Source organism: Tenacibaculum aiptasiae (assembly GCF_008806755.1).
Taxonomy (GTDB): domain Bacteria; phylum Bacteroidota; class Bacteroidia; order Flavobacteriales; family Flavobacteriaceae; genus Polaribacter; species Polaribacter aiptasiae.
The window spans coordinates 148,217-171,462 of record NZ_WAAU01000030.1 but is presented as its reverse complement, the minus strand read 5'-3'; the positions used below and the strand labels follow the sequence as shown (position 1 = coordinate 171,462).

The following is a 23,246-nucleotide window of genomic DNA, read 5'->3' as shown; positions in this document are numbered from 1 at the left end:
AAAGTGTTTGATAATCAATTAATAAAGGTATCTTTAGTATTTAATATAATATTTTTTACAATGAAAGAAGGAACAGTAAAGTTCTTCAATGAATCTAAAGGCTTTGGGTTTATTACAGAAACAGGATCAAACAAAGAACATTTTGTACATGTATCAGGATTAATCGATGAGATTAGAGAAGGTGATACTGTAGAGTTTGAACTTAAAGAAGGAAGAAAAGGATTAAACGCTGTTAGCGTTAGAGTGCTATAAAAATGTCTCCGAAACTTATTTTTTCTTAAGAGCTTGTTTTTCAAGCTCTTTTTTGTTGTAATAATATTTGTTTTTTTCTTTTTAATGAAAAAAAAGTCATATTTTTGCGCCCACTTATCACGAGATGGTAAGATTTATTAATAATCAAGGTCGCGTACCTTAAAAATTAAAATTATGCCTGTAAAAATTAGATTACAAAGACACGGTAAAAAAGGAAAACCATTTTATTGGGTAGTAGCTGCTGATTCAAGAGCTAAAAGAGACGGACGTTTCTTAGAAAAAATCGGAACTTACAATCCAAACACTAACCCTGCAACTATTGATTTAGATGTTGATGGTGCTGTAAAATGGTTACAAAATGGTGCTCAACCAACTGATACTGCTAGAGCAATTTTATCTTATAAAGGTGCTTTATTAAAGAATCACTTAGCTGGTGGAGTACGTAAAGGTGCTTTAACTGAAGAGCAAGCTGAAGCTAAATTCAACGCTTGGTTAGAGGAGAAAGCTGGAAAAGTAGCTGGAAAAGCTGATGGTTTAGCAAAAGCTCAAGCAGATGCTAAAGCTAAAGCGTTAGAAGCTGAAAAAGCTGTAAACGAAGCTCGTATTGCTGCTAAAGCTCCTGTTGTAGATAGTGAAGATGCTGCTACTGAAGGTGGTGCTGATAGCGAAGAATAAAACTGTATAGACGATGCTGCAAAAAAAGGATTGCTTTTATCTTGGCAAAATCGTTAAAAAACATAGTTTTAAGGGAGAAGTTGTAATCAAATTAGATACAGACGAACCCGATCTTTATAGAAATTTGGAATCAGTTTTTGTCGATTTAGGCAATAATCTGGTTCCTTTTTTTATTGAAAAATCTTCTTTAAGTAAGAATACTATGTTTCGCGTCAAATTTGAAGACGTAGATTCTGAGCAAGATGCAGACGCTATTATGCGTTCTGATATATATTTACCATTAGATTTATTGCCAAAACTTTCTGGGAATAAATTTTATTATCACGAAGTTATTGGTTTTAAAGTGATAGATGCTTCTCATGGAGAGGTGGGATTTATTGCTAGTATTAACGATTCTTCGGCTCAGCCTTTGTTTGAAATCGAAGGTGATAATGGTGATGAAATTTTTATTCCTATGATTGATGAGTTTATCAAAAAGGTAGATAAAGAGAATAAAATTATTGAAGTTGCTACCCCTGAGGGATTGATTGATTTGTATTTAGAGTAAAATTTCTAGAGTGAAGTTTTTATAAAAAAAAGGGGACTTTTTAATAAGACAAAAAAAGGGGAATTTTTGAATTGAAAGATTAAATGTTTTTTAATCTTTGAACATCAGTGATTTGATAAGAGATGCCGTTAAAGTTTTTCTTGATAATCACACTCTCTAGCCAAAACATAGATCCACTATGAAATAAAGGTAGAATAAGAAACTTCTTTAATTTCTTTTTGCTAAAACGAGTAGATTTTTCTCTTGATAAATTGATTTTCATATAAGTAAGGTTTTATAAAGGTTATCTTTTATGGGGAAAAAATCTATGGCAAATATGAGTATTTTTTTAAAGAAATAAAAAAATGAACAATTAAAAAATAATATACTTTTAAAAAGTATATTCAAATACTTTGTCTTCACAATTATCGAACACTTTTTTTAATCCAATATATTTAAAACCTAATCGTTTTAATAGTTTTTGTGAAGCTTCATTATGCGGCATTGTAAATGCGTATACTTTTTCTTGTTGAAACTTATTTTTAACATACTCCATGAATAGTTGAGTTGCTTCTGTAGCGTATCCCTTTCCTCTGGCTTTAGGTAAAAAGGCATAGCCAATATCAATAAATTTTAATTTTTCTCGCTGTAAAGCAGTTGAGGTGCCAATAGGCTTATTAGTGTCTTTTATAATTACGGTGAAGAAACCTAAACCATCTAATTTTGAGTTCTTAAAAAGAGTTTCTTTCAAATAGATTTCAGTTTCCTCAACTGTTTTTAAATTTTTATCGCTTATAAATTGAATCCAGTCTGGATCGTTAAAAAGCTCAAAATAAAAAGGGGCATCGCTTACTTTAGCTTCGCGAATAATAAGTCTTTTACTTTCTAAATGCATCTGATAAAGATAAAATAAAAATGTACTTTTACACACCTTAATTTAGAGTATAAAATGAGTTTATTAAAGGAGTTAGAAGAAAGAAGTGGAAAGCAATGCGAATTATGTGCTGCAAAAGATAATTTATCAATTTATGAAGTACCTCCGGTGTCTACAGGTGGAGTAGATGGAAGTTTATTAGCATGTGCTACTTGTATTGAGCAAATAAATGATATTGAGAAAACAGATGTGAATCATTGGCGTTGTTTAAATGATTCTATGTGGAGTGAATTTAGAGCAGTGAAAATTGTTGCTTGGCGAATGCTATCTAGACTTCGTAATGAAGGATGGCCACAGGATTTATTAGATATGTTGTATTTAGAGGATGATGATTTACGTTTTGCTAAAGAAAGTGGTGATCATTTGGATGAAAGTGAAAAGATAATTCATAGAGATGCTAATGGCGCTATTTTACAAGCAGGAGATTCTGTGGTTTTAATTAAGGATTTAAAAGTGAAAGGATCTAGTATGATTGCAAAACAAGGAACAGCAGTACGTAGAATTTCTTTAGATCGTGAAAACGCTAAATATATTGAGGGTAAGGTAGGAGCTACCCAAATTGTAATTGTAACAGATTACGTTAAAAAAATGACTGAAAAAGAATAGGATTAGCAGAAAGCAAAAAACAAAATAAAGCTAAATAGAATTTTGTTAGTCGTAAAATATAAAAAGGTCAAAACTTAAATGTTTTGACCTTTTTAGTTTTTGTTAAGAATGATATTTATTTCTCAGTATTGTAGTATACTTTATAAAACTTCATTTTTTTATCTTCATCATATCCTTGTTCTAAATATTCTGAAGAAGCATCAGGAGCATCAACATCAATTTTGATTTGAATGTTTGTGTCTAGTTTTATTTCTGTTTTAAATTTACTTTTTTCCTTTTTTAATACAGCATCTGATACATCAAAATTATTACGTATTAATACATCATTTAGTTTTTCAAAATGTTTTTTGTAGTCTTCAAACATATCTTTATGTTTGTCTTCTTCAAAAATTTCATCTTTAAAACCATGATAATCTACACTTTCGTGTTCTTTAAAATAATCAACAGTATTCGCTAGGAAATTACTTTGCTCTTGTTTTCCAAATTCTGGTTTTATCACTTCTTCAGAAAACTCTTTACACATTTCTAAATAATTCTGAGTGTGTAAATTACGATCATCAGCATATTTTACACTTAAGAAATTCTTAATCCAATATTGAGCGTCGTAATTGTTATTATCGACTGATAAAACAACGGTTCCTTCCGTATCAGAAGAGTTTAAAATTAAACAACCTTTATCAAGTTTTTTAGTAGAAATTCCTTTTTGAACTACAACGTCAAAACTTTCATCGTCTAAATAAGTTTGGAAAAAATCTACTTTACTTTCAATTTTAAAAATACCAACAGCTTCTGTTAAAACATCTTTGTATTCGATACCTTCAAAATAGGCAACAATTACATCACCTGTTTTAATATTTGCAGAATTAGACTGTTCGTATAAATGGTTTACTATGTTCTTAGAATTTTCTATAAATACTTCGTTGCTATCATCTTCAAAAATATCAGAAGAATATTTATTTAATTCGTTTAATCGAACATCAGCATGATGGCTAAAACGATAACTTTGCGTAACATTTCCAAAATTCTTTAATAAAAAAGGCATTAATAACTCATAACTTTCTTCATCAAATCGAACTAAACTTTCTGATAAAGCATTTTGTCCGCTATTGTACTTATTAGCAACTTTATGAATAATACATTTGTTAATTTCTGCACGTGTTCTTTTGATCATCTTCTAAAAAATTGGAACACAAAAATAGAAAAACTAAAGTTTTAATTTAAGTTGTTCGGGTAACAATTTGAATGATTTACGGTGATAAGGAGTTGGACCATGTTCTCTAATTGCATTTCTATGTTCTTTAGTCGGATAACCTTTGTTTTTTTTCCAATTATATTGAGGGAATTCTTGATGAATTTTTTCCATGAATTCATCTCTATAAGTTTTTGCTAAAACAGAAGCTGCTGCAATACTCATAAATTTAGCATCACCTTTTACAATAGTTTGATATGGTACTTCTTTGTAGGGTTTAAACTTATTACCATCAATTATGATAAATTCAGGTTGAGTAGAAAGTTGCTCAAGTGATCTATGCATACCCGTAATAGAAGCTTGAAGTACATTTAATTCATCTACTTCTTCATGATGAATAAAAGATACAGCATAAGCCAAGGCATGTTCTTCTATATAAGGACGAAGTTCTTGTCGTTTTTTTTCTGAAAGTTGCTTAGAATCGTTTAAAAGATTGTGTTGAAAATCTTCAGGTAAAATAACAGCTGCCGCAACAACAGGTCCCGATAAGCAACCTCTACCAGCCTCATCTGTTCCTGCTTCTAGAGTAACTCCACTATAATTCAAATTCAACATACTACAAATTAACAGTTTTCAAAGAAATTATTCACAATTTTTGTCGTTTAATTATTTTACTTTTGTGCTTATGAAGAAAATTTTTTTAATATTTTTTTATTTGATTTGTGTACAAGGACTTTTTTCACAAGTTAGAACTATTAGCGGGGGATTTGGAAGAACAACGGGAGGACTTAATCAAAACACTGATTCATTACCTACTAATGAAATAAATGTCAAGCTTAGTGGGAAAACAAAATATACAGACTATAAAATTATATCATTTAAAAATGATACTACTATTGTTGATACTACACTTACGATAAAAAAACATTATAAGTTTAATTTCTTAAGAAAAGATAATTTTGAGTTATTAGAGTTTCATAACCAAGGACAAACATTTAATAATTTGGCTTATGATTTTGATAATATTTCTCAATTTCCAGATATTGGATTTAAAGCTAAACAATTTAATTACTTTAAAATTGAAGATGTAAATTATTATCATGTTCCAACACCTACTACTGAAATTATGTATAGAACAGGATTAGAGCAGGGGCAGGTCTTGGATGCATTATTCACAGCAAATTTTTCAAAGAGATTTAACGTGGGGGTTGCATATAAAGGTCTTCGTTCTTTAGGAGCATATAGAAGGTCTTTGGCTAGTTCGGGTAATTTTAGATTAAGTTTTAGATATGAAAGTCCAAAGAATCAATACGCTATAAGAGGACAAATAGTTAATCAAGACTTTTTTAATCAAGAAAGTGGAGGATTAACAGATGCAGCTTTAATTTCTTTCTTGAATAACGACCCTAATTTTAGTGGTAATAGAGGAAGGTTGGATGTTAATTTAAGTGATGCTGAGAATACTTTTGAAGGTAAACGAATATATTTTGAGCATACTTTTAAAGTGTTATCGTCTAAAGATAGTATAAGTACCAAAGATTTTTCAAATTTAAAAATAGGGCATTCATTTACACGAGAATCTAAATTTTATCGATTTAATCAAAATACACCAACAACTGCATTTTTTGGTAATAGTGGGATTACTGGAGTTATAAATAATAAAACTGATTTTTTACTTTATAATAATCAAGTGTTTTTAGATTTTAATTCTAAATACGTATTAGGTAAATTTAGAGTTAAAACTGATTATACTACCTATAGTTATGGTTATAATAATTTACAGAATAATTTAGTAGGAATAACTAAAAATAAGTTAAAAGGAGATGCTGTTTCGTTTGGTGCAGATTGGAATGGGAAAATAAAAAACTTCTATATAAATGCTTCAGCGAACATAACACCTGGAAGTGGTAGGTTATCAGGAAATAATATCAGAGCTGAAGCTCTATATAAAAAGGATAGTTTGTTTACTATAAAGGCTAAGTTAGGAATTAGTAATAAGTTGCCTAATTTTAACTTTTTATTGCATCAAAGTAATTATGATGCGTATAATTGGGAAAATAATTTTGGATCAATAGGAACCCGAACACTGGGAGGTGTTATAGAATCTAAATGGGGAAATGCTTCTTTAGATATTACTAATATTGATAATTATACATATTTTGATGAAAATAATTTGCCAAAACAATTTTCAGGAAATATAAATTATTTGAAAGCGAAAGTATCAAAAGAGTTTAAGTTAGGTAAGTTTGCCTTAGATAATACTTTTATGTATCAAAAGGTGGCGAGTGGGAGCGATGTTTTTAGAGTTCCAGAATTTGTAACAAGAAATACATTGTATTATACAGATCATTGGTTTAAAGGAAATCCTTTATTGGTGCAAATAGGGGCAACTTTTAACTATTTTACAAAGTACAAAGCAAACGCATATAATCCGTTATTGGCCGAGTTTACTCTACAGAATACTACGGAGATTGGTTATCCAACAGTCGACTTATTTTTTAATGGAAGAGTACGTAGAACCCGTATATATTTTAAAGCAGATAACATAAGTTCTTTTTTCTTAAAGAAAGATTATTTATCAGCTCCTAATTATCCGTATAGAGATTTTGTAATACGTTTTGGAGTTGTTTGGAACTGGTTTATATAGATGAGATGAAGCAAAAGTTAAAACAAAATTGGAAACTATTTTTAATTGCTAGTTTAACTTTAGGTTTAGCACCTTTTAAACCGCCTCATATTGTTGGTAAATTAAAATGGATAGCAGGAGGCAATGCGTTTTCTGGCGAACATGCAATGCAGTTTAAAGATTGGTTTGATGTTTTGTTGCATGGGAGCCCTTGGGTTCTTTTATTAGTTTCTGTTATTTTAAATTTAACTTCATTAGCGGTAAAAACCGATTCGGAATAGAACTTTCTTTTTTTTCTGTTGAAATAAAACCTTGACTTTCATAAAAAGGTTGTGCATTGGGGTCAGCTAACAATGTCATCGTTTCAATATTCAAATTATTAGATTTTTCAATGGCATGTGACAGTAATTGTTTCCCAACTTTTTGACCAATAGCATCTGGATGTACGAATAAAAATTCTAATTCTATCGTATTGTTTTGAGGCTGATTTAAAATATAAAATCCAATAGTTTTTTGATTAGAAATGAATTTATAAACCATCATTTCCTCAATCATTTTAGGGCTAACAGTTAAATCATCTTTCCAACTATTAATAAGTTCTTTTGAATAACCCCAGTATGCTTTTGAAGTTAGAGCAATACTAGTTAATAATTCAGCATCTTTAATATTAGCTTTTTCTATCATAAAAAAGAAGCCCCACATTATAGTGAGGCTTGGTATTATTTTTTGATTATTTCTCTAATCTTTATTCTAAACGCAGCAAATAATAATGTCATAAACGGACTTAACCAGTTAAAAACGGCATAAAAAGCGTAGTCTATTACTGGAACTCCCAATACTCCTGAATGATATGCACCACAAGTATTCCATGGAATTAAAACAGAAGTTACAGTTCCTGAATCTTCTAAGGTTCTACTTAAGTTTTCTGGAGCAAGCCCTTTATCTTGATAAGCTTTTGCATACATTTTACCTGGTACCACTAAAGCTAAGTATTGATCTGAAGCAGTAAAGTTTAAACCAATACATGTTGCTACTGTACTTGCAAATAACCCAAAAACAGAATCAAATAAATTTAATAAGAAACTACTAATTTTAGCTAGTGCCCCAATAGCATCCATTACACCACCAAAAATCATGGCGCAAAGAATTAACCATATAGTTCCCAGCATTTTTTCCATACCTCCAGCTGTAAATAAGTCTTTTAAAACTTCATTGTCAGTAGCTACTGATGTTTTTACTGTAATAGCATTCATTACCCCTTTATAAGCTGAGTTAAAATCTAAACTTTTAACACCAGCAACTTGAGCAACAACTTGAGGTTGGAAAATTAACGCAAAAACTCCACCTAATAATGTTCCTGCTAATAAAGCAATTAAAGGAGGTGTTTTTTTCATAATTAAAATAACAACTGCTATAGGTACTAAAAATAAAAATGGGTTAATATTAAAAGCTTTGTTTATATCACTAAGCATTTGTTGAGTATCTGCAGTTCCTGTAGTATTTTGTGTAAACCCTAAAATGATAAAGAAGATTAAGGTAACAATAATAGTTGGTACAGTAGTATAAGCCATGTACTTGATATGAGTAAATAAATCCGTACCAGCCATTGCAGGAGCTAAATTTGTTGTATCTGACATTGGAGACATCTTATCGCCAAAATAAGCGCCAGATAAAACAGCACCAGCAGTCATTCCTAAAGAAATTCCTAAGGCCTCACCAATACCAATTAAGGCAATACCTACAGTTGCAGCAGTTGTCCAAGAACTACCTGTAGCTATAGAAATTACTGCACAAATAATTAAACAAGCAGCTAAAAATATTGTAGGGTTTAAAATTTGCAATCCATAATAAATCATTGAAGGAATTATTCCACTAATAAGCCAAGTTCCTGCTAATGCTCCTACCATAAGCAGTATTAAAATAGCTCCAGCTGTAGATTTAATGTTTTCTGCAACTTCATCAATCATAACTTTGTATGAAACTTTGTTTTTAAATCCAACAATAGCAGCAGTTGCACCACCAAGTATTAAAATAAATTGATTACTTCCACTTAAAGCATTATCACCAAAAACAAAAACATTGTAAGCGAGCATTCCTATTAATGCTATTACAGGAATTAAAGCTTCCCATATACTTAGTTCTTTATTAGCTATAATTTTTTGACCTTCGATATCGATTTCGGATAAGTTTTTATCGTCTTGCATTGTGTGGTTTTTTTCGGTTTGTAATGTTACGATTTTGTATAGAATTATACAAGTAGAATCAGTTTAGTACATTTGTTATCTATGGATTCATTAACTCAAATTGTTTTAGGTGCTGCTTGTGGAGAAATAGCACTAGGAAAAAAGATAGGAAATAAAGCATTATTGTTTGGTGCAATAGGAGGTACAATACCAGATTTAGATGTGTTTATTGGCGGATGGTTGTATGGAAATGAAATAGATGCAATGGCTTTTCATCGTGGATTTATGCATTCGATTTTATTTTCCATTTTGGGTTCTTTTCTATTTGGATGGATAACTTTTAAACTATACGATAAAGGAAAACGTGAAGGAACTACTACGTTAAAAAACTGGATTTGGTTATTTTTCCTATCCATTTTTACGCATCCTTTATTAGATAGTTTTACACCTTACGGTACTCAGTTGTTTTTACCTTTTTCCGATTATAGAGTTGCATTTAATAATATCTCTGTTGTAGATCCTTTATACACACTTCCTTTTTTATTGTGTTTAATTGTGGCTATGTTTTATAATAGAAAACGAACAAGAAGAAGAGTTTGGCTTAAAGCTGGAATTTATATAAGTTCAGCCTATATGATGTTTACTATTGGAAATAAGATTTATATGGATTCTGTATTTAAAAAATCGTTTGATAAAGCCGATATTTCTTATAGTAGATTTTCTACGCAACCTACTATTATGAATAATGTTTTGTGGTATGGAATTGCTGAAACTGAAAACGATTATAAAGTTGGTTTTTATTCTTTATTAGATAAGAAATCAGAATTAGATACTATTTTAACAATCTCTAAGAATCGAGATTTATTAGATGTGAATCATAAAGATATTAAAGTCTTAACCTGGTTTAGTAATGGTTATTATAATTTAGTACCCATGGATTCATCTAAAAATATTCAATATTTAGATTTAAGATATCCTTTGTTGAATCCCAATAATGCAGAAACATCTATGTTTAGATTTGAATTGATGAAAGAAAACAATAGATGGGATATGGTGCCGTTCTCTGGAAAACCACCGTCAAAAGATGATTTAAAAGAATTTACCAAGCGTTTTTATGGTAAATAAAAGATGGCAAACAGATGTTAAACCATTCTGTTTGCCATTTTTTTAGAATTTAGTTAGGCCTTATGCTAAGGCTTCTTCTTTTAAAACACCTATTTCTAGCATACAGTCTTTCATCATTTCAAAAGTACGCTCAATATCATTATCTAATCCAATAGAAAAACGAATTAAACCGTCGGTTAGTCCCATTTCAGCTTGCTCTTCCTCTGGGATTTCTGAAGAAGTTGATGTTCCAGGAGCTGAAAATAAAGTTTTATAAAACCCTAAACTTACTGCTAAATATCCTAAGTTTTTTTCTTGCATTAATTCCATTAAAGCATTCGCTTTATCTAAAGAACCAGCATCAATAGTTAACATGCCTCCAAAACCATATTCATTATTCATCATTGATTTGTAAACTTCATGAGATGGATGTGATTTTAAACCAGGGTATACGGTTTTGATACCAAGAGCTTCGAATTTCTCAGCTAAAAAAGCTGCATTCTTACTGTGTTGTTTCATTCGAATATGTAACGTTCTCATATTCTTTAAAATTGACGACGAACGCAAAGAATCCATAGAAGAACCTAATAACATGCTTGCACCATCGATAACACTTTTTTGAGCGTTGATAAAATCAGCACTAGCGCAAACAACTCCTCCCATTGTATCAGATGAACCATTGATAAATTTAGTCAAACTATGAATAACAATATCTGCTCCAAGTTGTGCTGGTGAAATAGATAACGGAGAGAAAGTATTATCAACAACAAGTTTTAAATTGTATTTTTTAGCCAAAGCAACCAAAGCTTTAATATCTGCTACTTCTAGTAAAGGGTTGCTAACAGATTCGCAATAAATCATTTTTGTATTGCTGTTAATAGCAGCTTCTATTACATCTAGTTTTGTAATATCAACAAAAGATGTTTCAATATTCATTCTAGGTGTAAAGTTCTTTAAAAAAGCATAAGTACCACCATATATAGTTCTACTTGAAACAATATGATCTCCAGCTCCACAAATTTGTAAAATAGTTGCTGTTATAGCTCCCATTCCTGAACCAGCTACATTTGCAGTTTCTGTTCCTTCCATTGCCGCTAACGCTTCACCTAAATATAAGTTAGAAGGAGAAGTATGACGTGAGTATAAGTAGCAACCATCTGTATTTCCTTCAAAAGTATCAAACATTGTTTTTGCTTTTATGAAAGTATAGGTTGAAGAATCAGAAATAGAAGGATTTACTCCTCCAAATTCTCCAAAATATTGTAAATCTTGAATATTGTTTGCTGGTTTAAAGTCCATTGTATAAATGTTTAGTTGTTTATAGGACTATAAAAGACTTATTTTTTTGATTAATAATCAATTAAAATTGATGTTTGTAGTTTTTTATTCTTTATTTTGTTGGATATTTAGTTTTTATAATGGTTTTTTAAAATTGATAAGTTTAAAAAACGTAAATTTTTCAGATGAAATTAGATCAAATTGATAAAAAGCTTTTAGAATTACTTCAAAAAGATAGTAAGCAAACTACTAAACAACTTTCATTAGAGTTAGGGTTGTCGGTAACGGCAGTATATGAACGAATTAAAAAGCTGGAAAGAAGTGAGATAATTACTCAATATGTAGCTTTAATTAATAAAAATAAAGTAGGGAAGTCTTTCTTGGTTTTTTGTCATATTAAATTAGAAAAACATGCGAAGGAGTATATTGCTGCTTTTGAAAGAGAAATTAATAAATTAGATGAAGTAGCTGAGTGTTTTCATGTAAGTGGTGATTATGACTATATTTTAAAAATTTATGTCAAGGACATGGATGAATATCGCGAGTTTATGGTAAATAAACTTACTGCGTTAAAACATATTGGTAGTACTCATAGTACATTTACTATAGGAGAAGTTAAAAGTTCTAATATAATATCATTATTATAAAAAAAACGAACGATTAACTAATCGTTCGTTTTTTTATTTAAGATTTTGCTTTTTTAACTAGCACAATTTTTTCAGTTTGCTTCTCAACTAATTGTTTGTAAAATAATTTTAAAGAGCTATAATATTGAGGTGAAATTATGTTAGAGTTTATTTGTGTTATTGAAGAAAGTTTTACCTTATTTCCTAAAATTGAGATTTTATATTTAAAAACTCCAAGGTTATCAGGTAGACCAATAGCTAATTCTTTAGGATGAGATTCTATAGTATATCCTTCAGGTATTGTAATAGATATTGTAAAGCTATCTAACCAAGGCATTCCGTAATCAACAGGAAAGTTTCTTTCTTCTGTTTTAAACGGGTTTTCTGTCATCGCTAAAAAGAATAATGGTGAAAAATATAATTTATTATTTATTTCTTCTATATAACTATCACCAGTGAATTTTATAGATTGAGAAATTGGTTTATTTAAAGCTTTTTTATTTAGCACTTTAAATTCATCAATTTCGATGTTATATTTTTCTTCTAAACTATTTATTTGACTTTCATCTTTTTTTAAATTGTTTTTTTGACGATAAAACATTGCTAAATGACCTGTTAAAGCTTTTCTATACATTCCTTCAATTGAGCCAGTTTCGCCAATTTTGACATATAAAATATTGCTGTTTTTAGTATGTAGTGAAGGAATTAAATTTACATCTTTGGAAACCCCATCTTTAAAAATTTCTTTTCCATACCAGTTTAGTGTTCTAGATGGTAGGATATTGGCATGAGAATATTTTTCTGTAGCATCTAAAAGTATATATTTTTCATTTGGAAAGTTAACTTTTGAAATTACATAATTAAACCCTTCTCTAGTAGGAAATAGAGGAACTCCGTTACTTTTAGTGCTTACTAAAACTGGATTAGCATCTAAACCAGCTTGTCGTAGCATGGATGTAAGTATAAGGTTTATTTCTGCTGAATTTCCAACTCCATCTTTATAAGCCTTTTTAACACCAAGATCAGTATATTTACTTTGATATTTATTCCATTTTATTTTTGATTTTATAAAATTGAATATTAAAGAAGCCTTTTCAAAATCATTTTTCGAAGTTTTGATAAGGTTTGTTAATTCATCTTTGTAATAATTTTTCTTTTCTAGCTCTTTACCAAAACTTGAAGATTTGTAAATTGTTTTACATACATCTTTCCAAGTAGTGGTGTAGTTTTTATAGAAAGAATTAGGGAATCTTGTTCCAGATAATTCAAACTTTATTCCCCCCCTATAGTTATCAATGTACCCAGAAAAAGGTTCATTATCATTAATGGCAGGAACATTTTTTTGTTTAAAAGAATATTCTGTAGAATTATGACTTACTTTATTGTTAACACCGAGGCTAATTTGCCCATTTTTTTGTGATTCAACTAAAGGAACACTATAATAACCTTTTGATATTTTATTGAAAATAAAATATTCAGGTATTACTACATTAATATCTAACTTTTTTATAGGTATTTTATATTGAAAATTTACTGTTCTAATATCCCAATGAGGTGAAGTTAAAGTATATTTTAATTCAATTACAGATCCTTTTTTTATGTTTGGAAAGGCAATCTTTTTTTGTTTTCTATATTTGTTTAATCTCTCTTCAAAAATATTTTTCTTTAAAAGTTTATGTTTTTCAATTTTACCATTCTCTAAATTAAAGGTATAGGCTTTAATATGATTTATAGATTCTTTATCGCCAGTAATTGGGTGGTAATAGTTTATTTTCTTATTTGCATAATCAAAACCTTCTTTAGTGTATATTTTTATTCGTTCATGGTATTCCGTTATTACTTTAAACCCCGTATTAATATTATAAGAAAAATAAGTTCTTCTTTTTTTATAAAGATATGTGGCGTCAATAGTAGAATCGCTAGGATAAAGTTTTTCCTCTAATTCTTCTTTGGAGACTTTTCCAAATTGTACTTTTTGAGCTGTTGTTTTTAGCGATAGCATTAATGCTAGGATGAATAATAATTTTTTCATAGCGTTTTATTTTTTTATTAATTCAGTTCTTAAGTTGTCGAGTTTAGTAACTTTTTTTCTAAACTTTCTATAGGCTTTATAATCTTCTTTTGGATGGATTCCTTTTTTAAGAGAAAACTCTCTGATATATTTAAAAGAAGTTTCATCAATTTTTTCTAATGTTAATTTGTAGGTTCCAAACTTATTATCAATACTTTTATTGTCAGGTAAATTTATAATAGAGTAGCCTTTAGGAATCTTAAATATAAATTCATCTTTATCGGTAAACCCTCTTTCTATGTTTAAAGGTCTTTGTCTTTTTCTGTATTTTTTTGGCACCCCAGTAATTCTATTGAATACATTAAGTTTAAATAAATAACTGCTATCTCTTAGGGTTGCGAATTTTTCAATTTTAATATTTACTTTTTCTGTAAATTCAATTTTGTCTTTATCATTTGTATGTTTTATACTTTCAATTTCTAAATTGTTGTTATAATCCCATACATTAGAAGTGTAGTATTTTTTTAGTTTTTTATGAGGATAATTCTCAATACTGTATTTGTCGCTATACTGAGTACCATAAGATTTTCTTGTTACAGAAGCATTTATGTTTCCGTTATCTAACAAATTGATATTGGCCTTAATCGTTTGTAGATTGTTTTCGTTAATATAGGCAGGAGTTCTTTTAATAATTCCACCTTGAGGAGTAACTACTAAAACATCTCTATCATCAGTAAAATCACCTAAAAATCCAAAAGGATTTGTTTGACTTGTACATTCTAACCATATATCATTTCCTTCATTAGGGATATTTAATATCATATGATTTCCTTGAAGAGCTGTGAAATCCTTATCTATATTTTTATATTTTTGAGCATATACAATTGTATGATATGATTTAACGCCTACAACATCTAAAAGAGCTTTTGTATAGTTTGTTAAACCTTTACAATCTCCATAGCTTACTTCATCAACTTTATTTGCAGCAATTGGTTCCCAGCCTCCAATATCTACTTGTACACTTATATATCTAGTTTTGTTTTGAACATAATCATAAATGATTTTTGCTTTTTCAATAGGAGAATCTACACCTTTAACTAAGCTTTTCACTTTTTCTATTGTAGCTGGGGATAACTGATTTCTGTTTACTATTAATTTATTGTACATCCAGCTACCAAATTCTTTCCAGTTTTCAGCTTTACCAGTTATGCCTTTTAAACTAAATTGATTGAATGAAACGGAAAGGTTAGGTGAAAAATCGTCAAAATTAACGGTATACCTTTCGTACTTTATAGGTTTTTGGTTAGTTAACGTATATTTTAAATTAAACTCACTTGAGGTATTTTCAATAGAGTACCCATCAAAATTTTTTTCTCTTTTCCTAAAGGGAATATTTTTAGGATTATTTAATTGATAAATGTTCTTTTCAATAGCCAAATTATAACTTTCAATAGGAAACCATCTTGGTATAAAACCTGTTGAGGAGTTTTTGTATTCAGATTCAAAAACTACGGTATAAGGATAGGATGTAGGTGTGTATTCTAAAAACTTTACTCTTGAATCAGAGTATAAAGTTCCTCCATCAATGGCACTAACATCTTGGAAGTCATTTTTAGAGTATTTCTTAATCTTATTTCCTAAGTTATCATAAATAATCGCTGTTAGCTTAGATATCTTAGTGTCTTCATTATAGTTTTTATAGGCATCTACATGTGTTTTTCCATATTTATTAAAAACGGTAACTATTCTTTTTTCTTTGACTATCATTTCATCAACAGCCAAAACATTTACTGTAATTTCGTTATGTCTAATTACAGCATTAGCATTTTCTTTTAACTCAATAGGGATAAGTAAGGAAGAGAGTTGTGCGTTCTGAGAGAAGAGGCTAGTACATAGCAATAACATTATCATTACGATAACGTAACCTATTTTTTTCATGCAATTTTTTTTTGATTAGCGAAAACAAAGGTAGAAAAAAAGCATTAAAAACTTAATTAATCGTTTTATAAAATCTCTTGTTGGTTTTTATAAAAAGAATCTGCTTGTAGTTTTAATAAATTACGAGCTATTTTCTGTTTGTAACTATAAATTTCCTCTTCTGTTTTTAAATCAGAATAAATTTTATTGTTAAGGTCAACATCGGTTTGTAAAATAGCTTCCCTTTGATGCACTTGTTGCTGAATCCATGTTCTTACAAGCGATTCTTGATTTTCTAATTTAAAATCGTATTCTCCTTTTGGGCTTATTAACTTTGAAAATATAGGAGCAGTTTCTATGGCAAGAAATAATAGGAAAATAAAGAAAGAAGGTAGCCAAGGTAATTTGTTTAAAGCATTTATCCTTGCCATTAAACCATCAAAACTAGAAATAATAGGTTGTGTTTGTGTTTCCATTAATTTCTGTTTTTCAAGTAAATCGGTAATAGCATTTTCTTTTTGGCTAATCTTTTCAGAATTTGCTTTTTTCAATTCGTTTAGTTCAGCTAAAGAAGCATCATGTTTTTCTCTTTTTTCTTTATAAACAGGACCTTTTCCTAGAAGTTTAGTGCCTTTTCTTCCTTCAGCTTCTGCTATATAGGTTTCATACAAAGTATCAGTTTCTTTTTGTTTTTCTATAATTTCAGTTTTTAAAGCTTCTATGTCTTCTTTTATTTTGTTAATCTCAGGAGTAAACTGTTGTGCTATTTGAGTTTTGTTGTCTAAAGTCATTTGGTTTTTTTCAGTTAACAAAACTTGATTAATTTCCTTTTCAAATATTTTTAGCTCTAGAGGTTTAGAAATAACCATAGCAATGATGAGTGCTAACAATAAGCGAGGAATTACTTGTAGAATTTCTTGACGTTTAGAGTCTCTCTTTTTTATAGTAGAAACTATGAAGCGGTCTAAATTAAAAATTAATAATCCCCATAAGAATCCAAAAAAGATTGATGAATATAAGTTGTCAAAAACAGTATATAAGGCATAGCTACAAGCTATGGTAGCCATAAGAGCAGTAAAAAAAACTGTAGCGCCAATACCAGCGTACTTGTTTTGTTCTCCGTTGGAGCAATCATTAATTAAATTCTGATCCACACCAGAGCATAAGAGGAAAAAATCTTTGATCATGAATATAAGCTTATACAATAAGAACGATAGTTTGAAAAGAATGTTACAAAAAAGCCTCACATTGTGAGGCTTTTAACATAATTTTATTTTTATTTAAGTAATAGATATTGTTCTAAGCAGCTTTATTCAATAATAAATAATGAGACTTTATAGCTCATTTATGTTAATAAGGTTTCTGTTAACGGTTAATGCAAGGTTAACGGTCTATAAACATGCATTTTTACAAGAAGTTTACACTATTTTTGGAGTAATGAAAGGAAGAATAAATATATTAATAATTGTATCAATAATAGCTATTGTAACCTTATCTACAATACAATATTCATTAATAAAAAACACTTTTACGTTGCAGCGTGACTTGTTTTTTAATGAAGTAAAAAAGGACTTAGCATTTATAGAAACTGATGATAGCCCAGATTGGGATACCCGATATTTAGTAAAACTAAAAAAAAATGCTCAAAGCTATAAGGAAGGGAAAATTACAAAAGGAGAATTGCTTGAAAGGTTTTCTTTTCATAGAGATAGTATAAATAAACAGTTTGTAGCTTACTTTGAAGAGAAAATAAGAACAAAGAAATTATTATTTCCTGTAGATTTTCAAAAAGAAATAACAACGGTTATTTTATTAGGGAAAGTGAATGATACAATACTAAATAATGAATCGGTTTTATTATATGGTAAAGAGCTAAATCCAAAAACACGTTTCTTTTATAATAAAAGTGACTGGGAAACTGTGAGTAAAACGGTTAATGAAGGCAGTGAAAAAAATAATATTGGTTTTAAAATAAAAACCAGAAGCTATATAGATATTATAAATTGGAAGAGTGAAATTTTTAAACGTATGTTTTGGGTGCTTTTGCTAAGCTTTTTGTCAATAATAGCAGTAATTGGGTTGTTTACTTATGCATTGTATAGCTTGATAAAACAGAAAAAGAATGCTGATATTAAAACCGATTTTGTAAATAATATTACACACGAATTAAAGACACCTTTAGCTACTTTAAGTATTGCAACAAAAACATTGCAACAGAAAAATATAGCGGATAATAAAGAAATGTTTCAATCGGTGATTAGTACAATTAATAGGCAGCGTGTTCGATTGCAAAATTTAATAGATCAAGTGGTAAATAATTCGTTGGGATTTGAACAAATCAATCTGCATAAGGAAAATGTAGTTCTTCAATATCATTTAAAAAACATGATTGATGATTATAAAATTCAAAAGGAGGAAGTATCTATCTCGTTTGAATGTTCTGAACCTGAGATAAATTTAAATTTAGATATTTTTCATTTTAATACAGCCATTTTAAATTTATTAGACAATGCCGTTAAATATGGAGGAGATACAATAGATATTAGCCTGAAAAAAGAAAACAACCATGGTGTATTAATAATAAAAGATAATGGTATTGGGATTGCGAAAAAGGATCACAAAAAAATATTTGATAAATTTTATAGAGTAAACAATACAACCATACATAATGTAAAAGGTTTAGGTTTAGGACTGTATTATGTAAAGCAAATTGTAAAGGCACATCAAGGAACTATCCAATTAGATAGCGAACTAGAAAAAGGCACAGTCATAACAATTAAAATTCCTATGTAAGATGAAAAAAGTATTATTAGCTGAAGATGATATCGATTTTGGAAATATTTTAAAGCAGTATTTAACGTTGCATAATTTCAATGTTACTTGGGCAAAGAATGGAGAAGAGGCATTGCATATAGCTATGGATGAAACATTTGATATTTGTGTTTTTGATGTGATGATGCCTAAGTTAGACGGTTTTTCACTGGCAGAAAAGATAATAGAAAAGTATCCTGAAGTTCCATTTATCTTTTTAACGGCACGTAACCAAAAGGAGGATAAAATTAAAGGATTGAAACTAGGTGCAGACGATTATATCATTAAGCCTTTTGAAGCGGACGAACTTATTCTCAGGTTACAAAATATTATAAAAAGGAGTCAACAAAGCAATACCAATGTAATAATAACAGATAGTTTTAAAATTGGGAATTACGATTTTAATCCACAAAAGCTAACATTAAAATTACAGGGCAATACACAAAGACTAACTGAAAAAGAAGCCGAATTAATTCAGTTTTTGTTTACTCATAAAAATCAATTATTGAAAAGAGACGAAATATTGAATGCAGTATGGAATACTGACGATTTTTTCTCAGGGAGAAGTATGGATGTTTTTATAAGCAGACTACGGAAATACTTTAAAGATGATGCGAATATAAAAATTGAAGGCATAAGAGGAGTAGGACTAGAATTTAAGATAGCTTCTCAAGAAAAATAAACACAATTACATATTAAAATAATAGAATTTCTATAACTCAAAATTATAGAGACAGTCATTTTATTGACTAAAAACAAGGTTTAATTTTAAAAACAAATACATATGAAAACTTTAGTAACAGTAACAATCACAGCAATTTTCTTAACAGCATTTACATTAAGTGCTCAAACACCACCAACGCCACCTACACCGCCATCAACATCAACAACGTATAGTGTAACACAGAGTACTACTTACACAAATTCATCAAGTAATCATGATAGTGGTTCAAGTTCTATTTCTGTAAAGAAAACCAATTCAACGTTTAAATTTAGAGCCTCTTATAGAGATAAACTAACAAATAATGTATCGAGATACTTGCAAGACAATCTTGATGGAATGAAGTTTACCAACACCAATAATTTAACTTTTTGGAAAATTGAAAAAAATGATGAGGAAGCATTTAAATGTAAAGTTTCAGAAGGAGGTGTCAGAATTTTTGTAGATAGAGATTTGACTTCCAGAAAGTTTCAAAACAAGATTGAAAAAATAGTAGAAAACTTAAAATACATTGTAAATAACGAAGACCCTACGAAAGCAAAGAAAAAGCGAGTTAAAGAAGCAGAGAAAGCTTTAGAATTAGCAAAAGAAGCTTATAAGAGAGCAACGAGATAGTATCAAAAGAAAAATCCCACATATTAGTATGTGGGATTTTTAATTTATTTAGATAACTCTGTAAAGTATTGATAAAAATAAGGAATGGTTTCAATTCCTTTTAAGTAGTTCCAAACACCAAAATGTTCGTTTGGAGAGTGAATCGCATCAGAGTTTAATCCGAATCCCATTAAAATGGTTTTACTTTTTAATTCTTGTTCAAATAAAGCTACAATAGGAATACTTCCTCCGCTACGTTGTGGAATTGGAGTTACGCCAAATGTTTCTTGATACGCTTTACTAGCAGCTTGATAGCCAATATTGTCTATAGGAGTTACATATCCTTGTCCACCGTGGTGAGGAGTAACAACTACTTTTACCGATTTTGGAGCAATGCTTTCAAAGTGTTTCTTAAACAATTCAGTAATTTCTTCCCAATCTTGCCCAGGAACTAAACGCATAGAAATTTTAGCATAAGCTTTAGAAGCGATTACAGTTTTGGCACCTTCACCAGTATAACCACCCCAAATTCCATTTACATCTAAAGTAGGACGAATAGAGTTACGTTCGTTGGTTGTGTAACCAGCTTCACCGTGTACATCGTCAATATCTAAGGCATCTTTGTATTCTTGTAAAGAAAAAGGAGCTTTTGCCATTTCATCACGCTCTTCTCTCGATAACTCTTCTACTTTATCGTAAAAACCAGGAATGGTAATATGGTTGTTCTCATCATGTAAAGAAGCAATCATATTCGTTAAAATGTTTATTGGGTTTGCTACAGCACCTCCATACAAACCAGAATGTAAGTCACGGTTAGGACCTGTAACTTCAACTTCGACATAACTTAAACCACGTAAACCAGTAGTGATTGATGGAATATCGTTAGCAATCATTCCTGTATCAGAAATTAAAATAACATCGTTCGCTAATTTCTCTTTATTTCTAGGCACAAACCAAGCTAAACTTTCAGAACCAACTTCTTCTTCACCTTCAATCATAAACTTTACGTTACAAGGTAAATTTCCAGTAGAGGTCATGTATTCTAATGCTTTTACATGCATGTACATTTGTCCTTTGTCGTCGCAAGCACCACGTGCAAAAATAGCACCATCAGGATGAATGTCTGTTTTTTTAATTACAGGTTCAAAAGCAGGAGAGTCCCATAATTCAATAGGGTCTGCAGGTTGTACATCGTAATGTCCGTACACTAAAACAGTTGGTAAGTTTGGATCTATAATTTTTTCTCCATAAACAATAGGGTAACCAGGAGTTTCACATATTTCTACGTTATCACATCCAGCTTTTTCTAAGCTATCTTTCACAGCATCAGCTGTATTTAATACATCTTGGTTATAGGCAGGGTCTGCACTTACCGAAGGTATTTTTAATAATTCGATTAGCTCATTGATAAATCTATCTTTATGTTGAGCAATATATTCTTTAACGTTTTGCATGTGTTGTAAATTAGTAAGCATCAAAAATAATAAAAATATTGTGCATGTTCTTTGTAGTTTAGAAGTATTGTTTATATTTGCACCCACAAATTCAAAGTATGCGGGCGTGGTGGAATTGGTAGACACGCTAGACTTAGGATCTAGTGCCGTGAGGTGTGAGAGTTCGAGTCTCTCCGCCCGTACTGAGTTTCAAAGAAAAACCTTAATTCTTACGAGTTAAGGTTTTTTGTTTTTTACAGTTTAGTTAGAAAATAATGACTGTTAACCACTAGTCAGAGACTAGCGGGAGCGAGTAGTAAAATATATTTATTTCCATTTTGTTCTTAATTCAGTTCCTACAGGAATCTTTTTAGATGTTAAACCGTAGATTGGAGCACTTCCAAAACTTCTATTAGTTAGGACTGAGTCTATCTCAATAAGAAAATCATCGTCCTTAGTTGTTAGTGATAACTTATTATTCATTCCATCTCTAGTTCCTTTATTTAATTCTATAAACCAATAATCAACACTTCCATCATTATATGGATTAGGTATTTTTTTAATTTTGGTGATTTTTGTAGAAATAGGTTCTCTTAAAAAATAACTTCGCCATTTTTCAGGTATTTGTTCTAAATCAAAAGGTATTTTAATAGAGTCTTTTATTTCAGTAACCAGATATATACCGTTTGAATTAGGCTCTAAACCATTGTTAACATAATAAGCAAACCTAATGTAGTCATTTTCTTTTTCTAGACTGAAATCAGAATCAAGAAAATCAGAAAGAAGATATTTTTTGTTTCCCCAAGTTACAATTTGATATTTTGTTTTAATCTTAAGCGAATCAACCCCATAATTAACTTTGATAGTTTTGGGCTTTGATTCAAAATCAATGGGAAGTTGAGTATATTTTACCTTTTTAGGGATTAACTTTAAATTAGTGCTATCAATTTGATATATTCCAAAGACTATTTTTATAAATCCTCCACCAGTACAACCAAAAACGAAATTTTTCTTAATAAAGGAACCGTTACTTAATAAACCAAGTCTGGAACCGTGATTAAAACCGCTGTATGAATATTTTACAGTATCAATTTTATATGGTGAATTACTCATAACTTTTGAATTTGATTTGTTTTTTGAACAAGCTGCAAATGTTAAAAGTATGATGAGGGTTTTTAAAAATTTCATTGCTTTAATTTTTTAAGTTCTTTTTTATAATCATCTAGACAATTCTTGTCTAATTTTATTTCATGGGTATAATAAGTGTTTTCTTGTTTTAAAGAGATGTTTATAGATATAAGCTCAAGAGTTTCTAAGTTGATTAAAATATTATATCCATAATCCTTATTTTCTTGAGAGAGGTCAAAGTTGAGATAAAAAGGCATAATATCTTTTGAATGATACCAAGAAGCTAATAAGGTAAACTTTGGTTTTTCAAGGATATCAAAATAGTGTTTTATACAATTAGGAAAAATAACTTCTTTATTGTTAATTTTTAGATAACCTTTTTCTAAATCGAATTTTGAATGGTTAAATTTATTAGGTAACCCAATAATGTTTCCTTTTTTATCAACCTTTAATATGGTGTCTTGGTGAGATACACTTGAGTTTGCAAAAAAGAAAAATGATATTAAAATTAAAATAGCTTTCATAAAAAAGTGTGTAGCAATTTTTGTGCCCTATTTCGTAATTTTATTAAATAGGTGTATTTAGTTAGTGTATAGATGTTAAACTTAAATTCTAGTGCCGTGAGGTGTGAG

At 29.6% G+C, this 23,246-nt stretch carries 23 protein-coding genes and 1 tRNA gene; 12 read left to right on the top strand and 12 right to left on the bottom strand.

The window, feature by feature from the left end; genetic code table 11:
* The first annotated feature begins 60 nt into the window (after window positions 1–60).
* The 3 genes from F7018_RS15875 (at window position 61) to rimM (ending at window position 1,474) form a co-directional block, all read left to right on the top strand.
* Window positions 61–252, top strand: a complete 192-nt coding sequence (locus F7018_RS15875; protein ID WP_150901082.1) for a cold-shock protein — start codon at window positions 61–63, stop codon at window positions 250–252.
* Window positions 253–426: 174 nt separating this feature from the next.
* Window positions 427–927, top strand: coding sequence for a 30S ribosomal protein S16 (locus tag F7018_RS15870; RefSeq protein WP_150901081.1), 501 nt, complete (start codon window positions 427–429; stop codon window positions 925–927).
* 16 nt (window positions 928–943) lie between these two features.
* Window positions 944–1,474, top strand: coding sequence for a ribosome maturation factor RimM (rimM, locus tag F7018_RS15865; protein ID WP_150901130.1), 531 nt, complete (start codon window positions 944–946; stop codon window positions 1,472–1,474).
* 370 nt (window positions 1,475–1,844) lie between these two features.
* On the opposite strand, the gene F7018_RS15860 is transcribed toward rimM, so the two are convergent.
* The gene (locus F7018_RS15860) at window positions 1,845–2,348 is read right to left on the bottom strand and encodes a GNAT family N-acetyltransferase (RefSeq protein ID WP_150901080.1); all 504 of its coding nucleotides are present in this window, start codon (window positions 2,346–2,348) and stop codon (window positions 1,845–1,847) included.
* 54 nt (window positions 2,349–2,402) lie between these two features.
* On the opposite strand from F7018_RS15860, the gene F7018_RS15855 reads away from it, so the two are divergent.
* Window positions 2,403–2,993: a PhnA domain-containing protein gene (locus tag F7018_RS15855; RefSeq protein WP_150901079.1), complete on the top strand. Its 591-nt coding sequence runs from the start codon at window positions 2,403–2,405 to the stop codon at window positions 2,991–2,993.
* Between the two features lie 115 nt (window positions 2,994–3,108).
* On the opposite strand, the gene F7018_RS15850 is transcribed toward F7018_RS15855, so the two are convergent.
* Together F7018_RS15850 and F7018_RS15845 are read right to left on the bottom strand one after the other, a co-directional pair.
* Window positions 3,109–4,164, bottom strand: coding sequence for a nucleoid-associated protein (locus tag F7018_RS15850; RefSeq protein ID WP_150901078.1), 1,056 nt, complete (start codon window positions 4,162–4,164; stop codon window positions 3,109–3,111).
* 33 nt (window positions 4,165–4,197) lie between these two features.
* Entirely contained in the window at window positions 4,198–4,797 is a 600-nt protein-coding gene (locus F7018_RS15845; protein WP_150901077.1) for a ribonuclease HII, read from the bottom strand.
* A 70-nt stretch (window positions 4,798–4,867) separates the two neighbouring features.
* Between F7018_RS15845 and F7018_RS15840 the strand changes: the two genes are divergently transcribed.
* Complete coding sequence (locus F7018_RS15840) at window positions 4,868–6,829, top strand: putative porin (protein WP_150901076.1); 1,962 nt, start codon at window positions 4,868–4,870, stop codon at window positions 6,827–6,829.
* A 5-nt stretch (window positions 6,830–6,834) separates the two neighbouring features.
* Window positions 6,835–7,089, top strand: coding sequence for a hypothetical protein (locus tag F7018_RS15835; protein ID WP_150901075.1), 255 nt, complete (start codon window positions 6,835–6,837; stop codon window positions 7,087–7,089).
* On the opposite strand, the gene F7018_RS15830 is transcribed toward F7018_RS15835, so the two are convergent.
* Entirely contained in the window at window positions 7,043–7,492 is a 450-nt protein-coding gene (locus F7018_RS15830; protein ID WP_150901074.1) for a GNAT family N-acetyltransferase, read from the bottom strand. The two genes, F7018_RS15835 and F7018_RS15830, sit on opposite strands and share 47 nt — an antisense overlap.
* 35 nt (window positions 7,493–7,527) lie before the next feature.
* Window positions 7,528–9,012, bottom strand: a complete 1,485-nt coding sequence (gene nhaC / locus F7018_RS15825; RefSeq protein WP_150901073.1) for a Na+/H+ antiporter NhaC — start codon at window positions 9,010–9,012, stop codon at window positions 7,528–7,530.
* Between the two features lie 81 nt (window positions 9,013–9,093).
* On the opposite strand from nhaC, the gene F7018_RS15820 reads away from it, so the two are divergent.
* Complete coding sequence (locus tag F7018_RS15820) at window positions 9,094–10,116, top strand: metal-dependent hydrolase (protein WP_150901072.1); 1,023 nt, start codon at window positions 9,094–9,096, stop codon at window positions 10,114–10,116.
* A 60-nt stretch (window positions 10,117–10,176) separates the two neighbouring features.
* Here the strand turns inward: F7018_RS15820 and F7018_RS15815 are convergent, their stop codons facing one another.
* On the bottom strand, window positions 10,177–11,394 hold the full coding sequence (locus F7018_RS15815) for an aminotransferase class I/II-fold pyridoxal phosphate-dependent enzyme (RefSeq protein WP_150901071.1): 1,218 nt from the start codon (window positions 11,392–11,394) through the stop codon (window positions 10,177–10,179).
* A 164-nt stretch (window positions 11,395–11,558) separates the two neighbouring features.
* Between F7018_RS15815 and F7018_RS15810 the strand changes: the two genes are divergently transcribed.
* Complete coding sequence (locus tag F7018_RS15810; RefSeq protein WP_150901070.1) at window positions 11,559–12,020, top strand: Lrp/AsnC family transcriptional regulator; 462 nt, start codon at window positions 11,559–11,561, stop codon at window positions 12,018–12,020.
* A gap of 37 nt (window positions 12,021–12,057) precedes the next feature.
* Here the strand turns inward: F7018_RS15810 and F7018_RS15805 are convergent, their stop codons facing one another.
* From F7018_RS15805 to F7018_RS15795, 3 genes are all read right to left on the bottom strand, one after another.
* Window positions 12,058–14,031 (bottom strand): DUF3857 domain-containing protein, encoded by a 1,974-nt coding sequence (locus F7018_RS15805; RefSeq protein WP_150901069.1) that lies wholly within the window; start codon window positions 14,029–14,031, stop codon window positions 12,058–12,060.
* 6 nt (window positions 14,032–14,037) lie between these two features.
* Window positions 14,038–15,948 carry a DUF3857 domain-containing protein gene (locus F7018_RS15800; RefSeq protein ID WP_246175220.1) on the bottom strand — a complete coding sequence of 637 codons (1,911 nt, stop codon included), beginning with the start codon at window positions 15,946–15,948 and terminating at the stop codon, window positions 14,038–14,040.
* Between the two features lie 65 nt (window positions 15,949–16,013).
* Entirely contained in the window at window positions 16,014–17,114 is a 1,101-nt protein-coding gene (locus F7018_RS15795) for a DUF4407 domain-containing protein (RefSeq protein WP_150901068.1), read from the bottom strand.
* A 250-nt stretch (window positions 17,115–17,364) separates the two neighbouring features.
* On the opposite strand from F7018_RS15795, the gene F7018_RS15790 reads away from it, so the two are divergent.
* The 3 genes from F7018_RS15790 (at window position 17,365) to F7018_RS15780 (ending at window position 20,074) form a co-directional block, all read left to right on the top strand.
* Window positions 17,365–18,720, top strand: coding sequence for a sensor histidine kinase (locus F7018_RS15790; protein WP_217701391.1), 1,356 nt, complete (start codon window positions 17,365–17,367; stop codon window positions 18,718–18,720).
* Between the two features lies 1 nt (window position 18,721).
* Entirely contained in the window at window positions 18,722–19,420 is a 699-nt protein-coding gene (locus F7018_RS15785) for a response regulator transcription factor (RefSeq protein WP_150901066.1), read from the top strand.
* A 102-nt stretch (window positions 19,421–19,522) separates the two neighbouring features.
* A complete protein-coding gene (locus tag F7018_RS15780) occupies window positions 19,523–20,074 on the top strand; it encodes a hypothetical protein (protein ID WP_150901065.1) in 552 nt (183 codons plus the stop codon).
* 44 nt (window positions 20,075–20,118) lie between these two features.
* Here F7018_RS15780 and F7018_RS15775 read toward each other — a convergent pair whose 3' ends face one another.
* Complete coding sequence (locus F7018_RS15775) at window positions 20,119–21,507, bottom strand: dipeptidase (protein WP_150901064.1); 1,389 nt, start codon at window positions 21,505–21,507, stop codon at window positions 20,119–20,121.
* Between the two features lie 100 nt (window positions 21,508–21,607).
* On the opposite strand from F7018_RS15775, the gene F7018_RS15770 reads away from it, so the two are divergent.
* Window positions 21,608–21,689, top strand: a tRNA-Leu gene (locus F7018_RS15770).
* A 124-nt stretch (window positions 21,690–21,813) separates the two neighbouring features.
* Here the strand turns inward: F7018_RS15770 and F7018_RS15765 are convergent.
* Window positions 21,814–22,674 (bottom strand): hypothetical protein, encoded by an 861-nt coding sequence (locus F7018_RS15765; protein WP_150901063.1) that lies wholly within the window; start codon window positions 22,672–22,674, stop codon window positions 21,814–21,816.
* A complete protein-coding gene (locus tag F7018_RS15760; protein WP_150901062.1) occupies window positions 22,671–23,138 on the bottom strand; it encodes a hypothetical protein in 468 nt (155 codons plus the stop codon). Before F7018_RS15760 ends, F7018_RS15765 begins: the two co-directional genes overlap by 4 nt.
* Window positions 23,139–23,246: the final 108 nt, after the last annotated feature.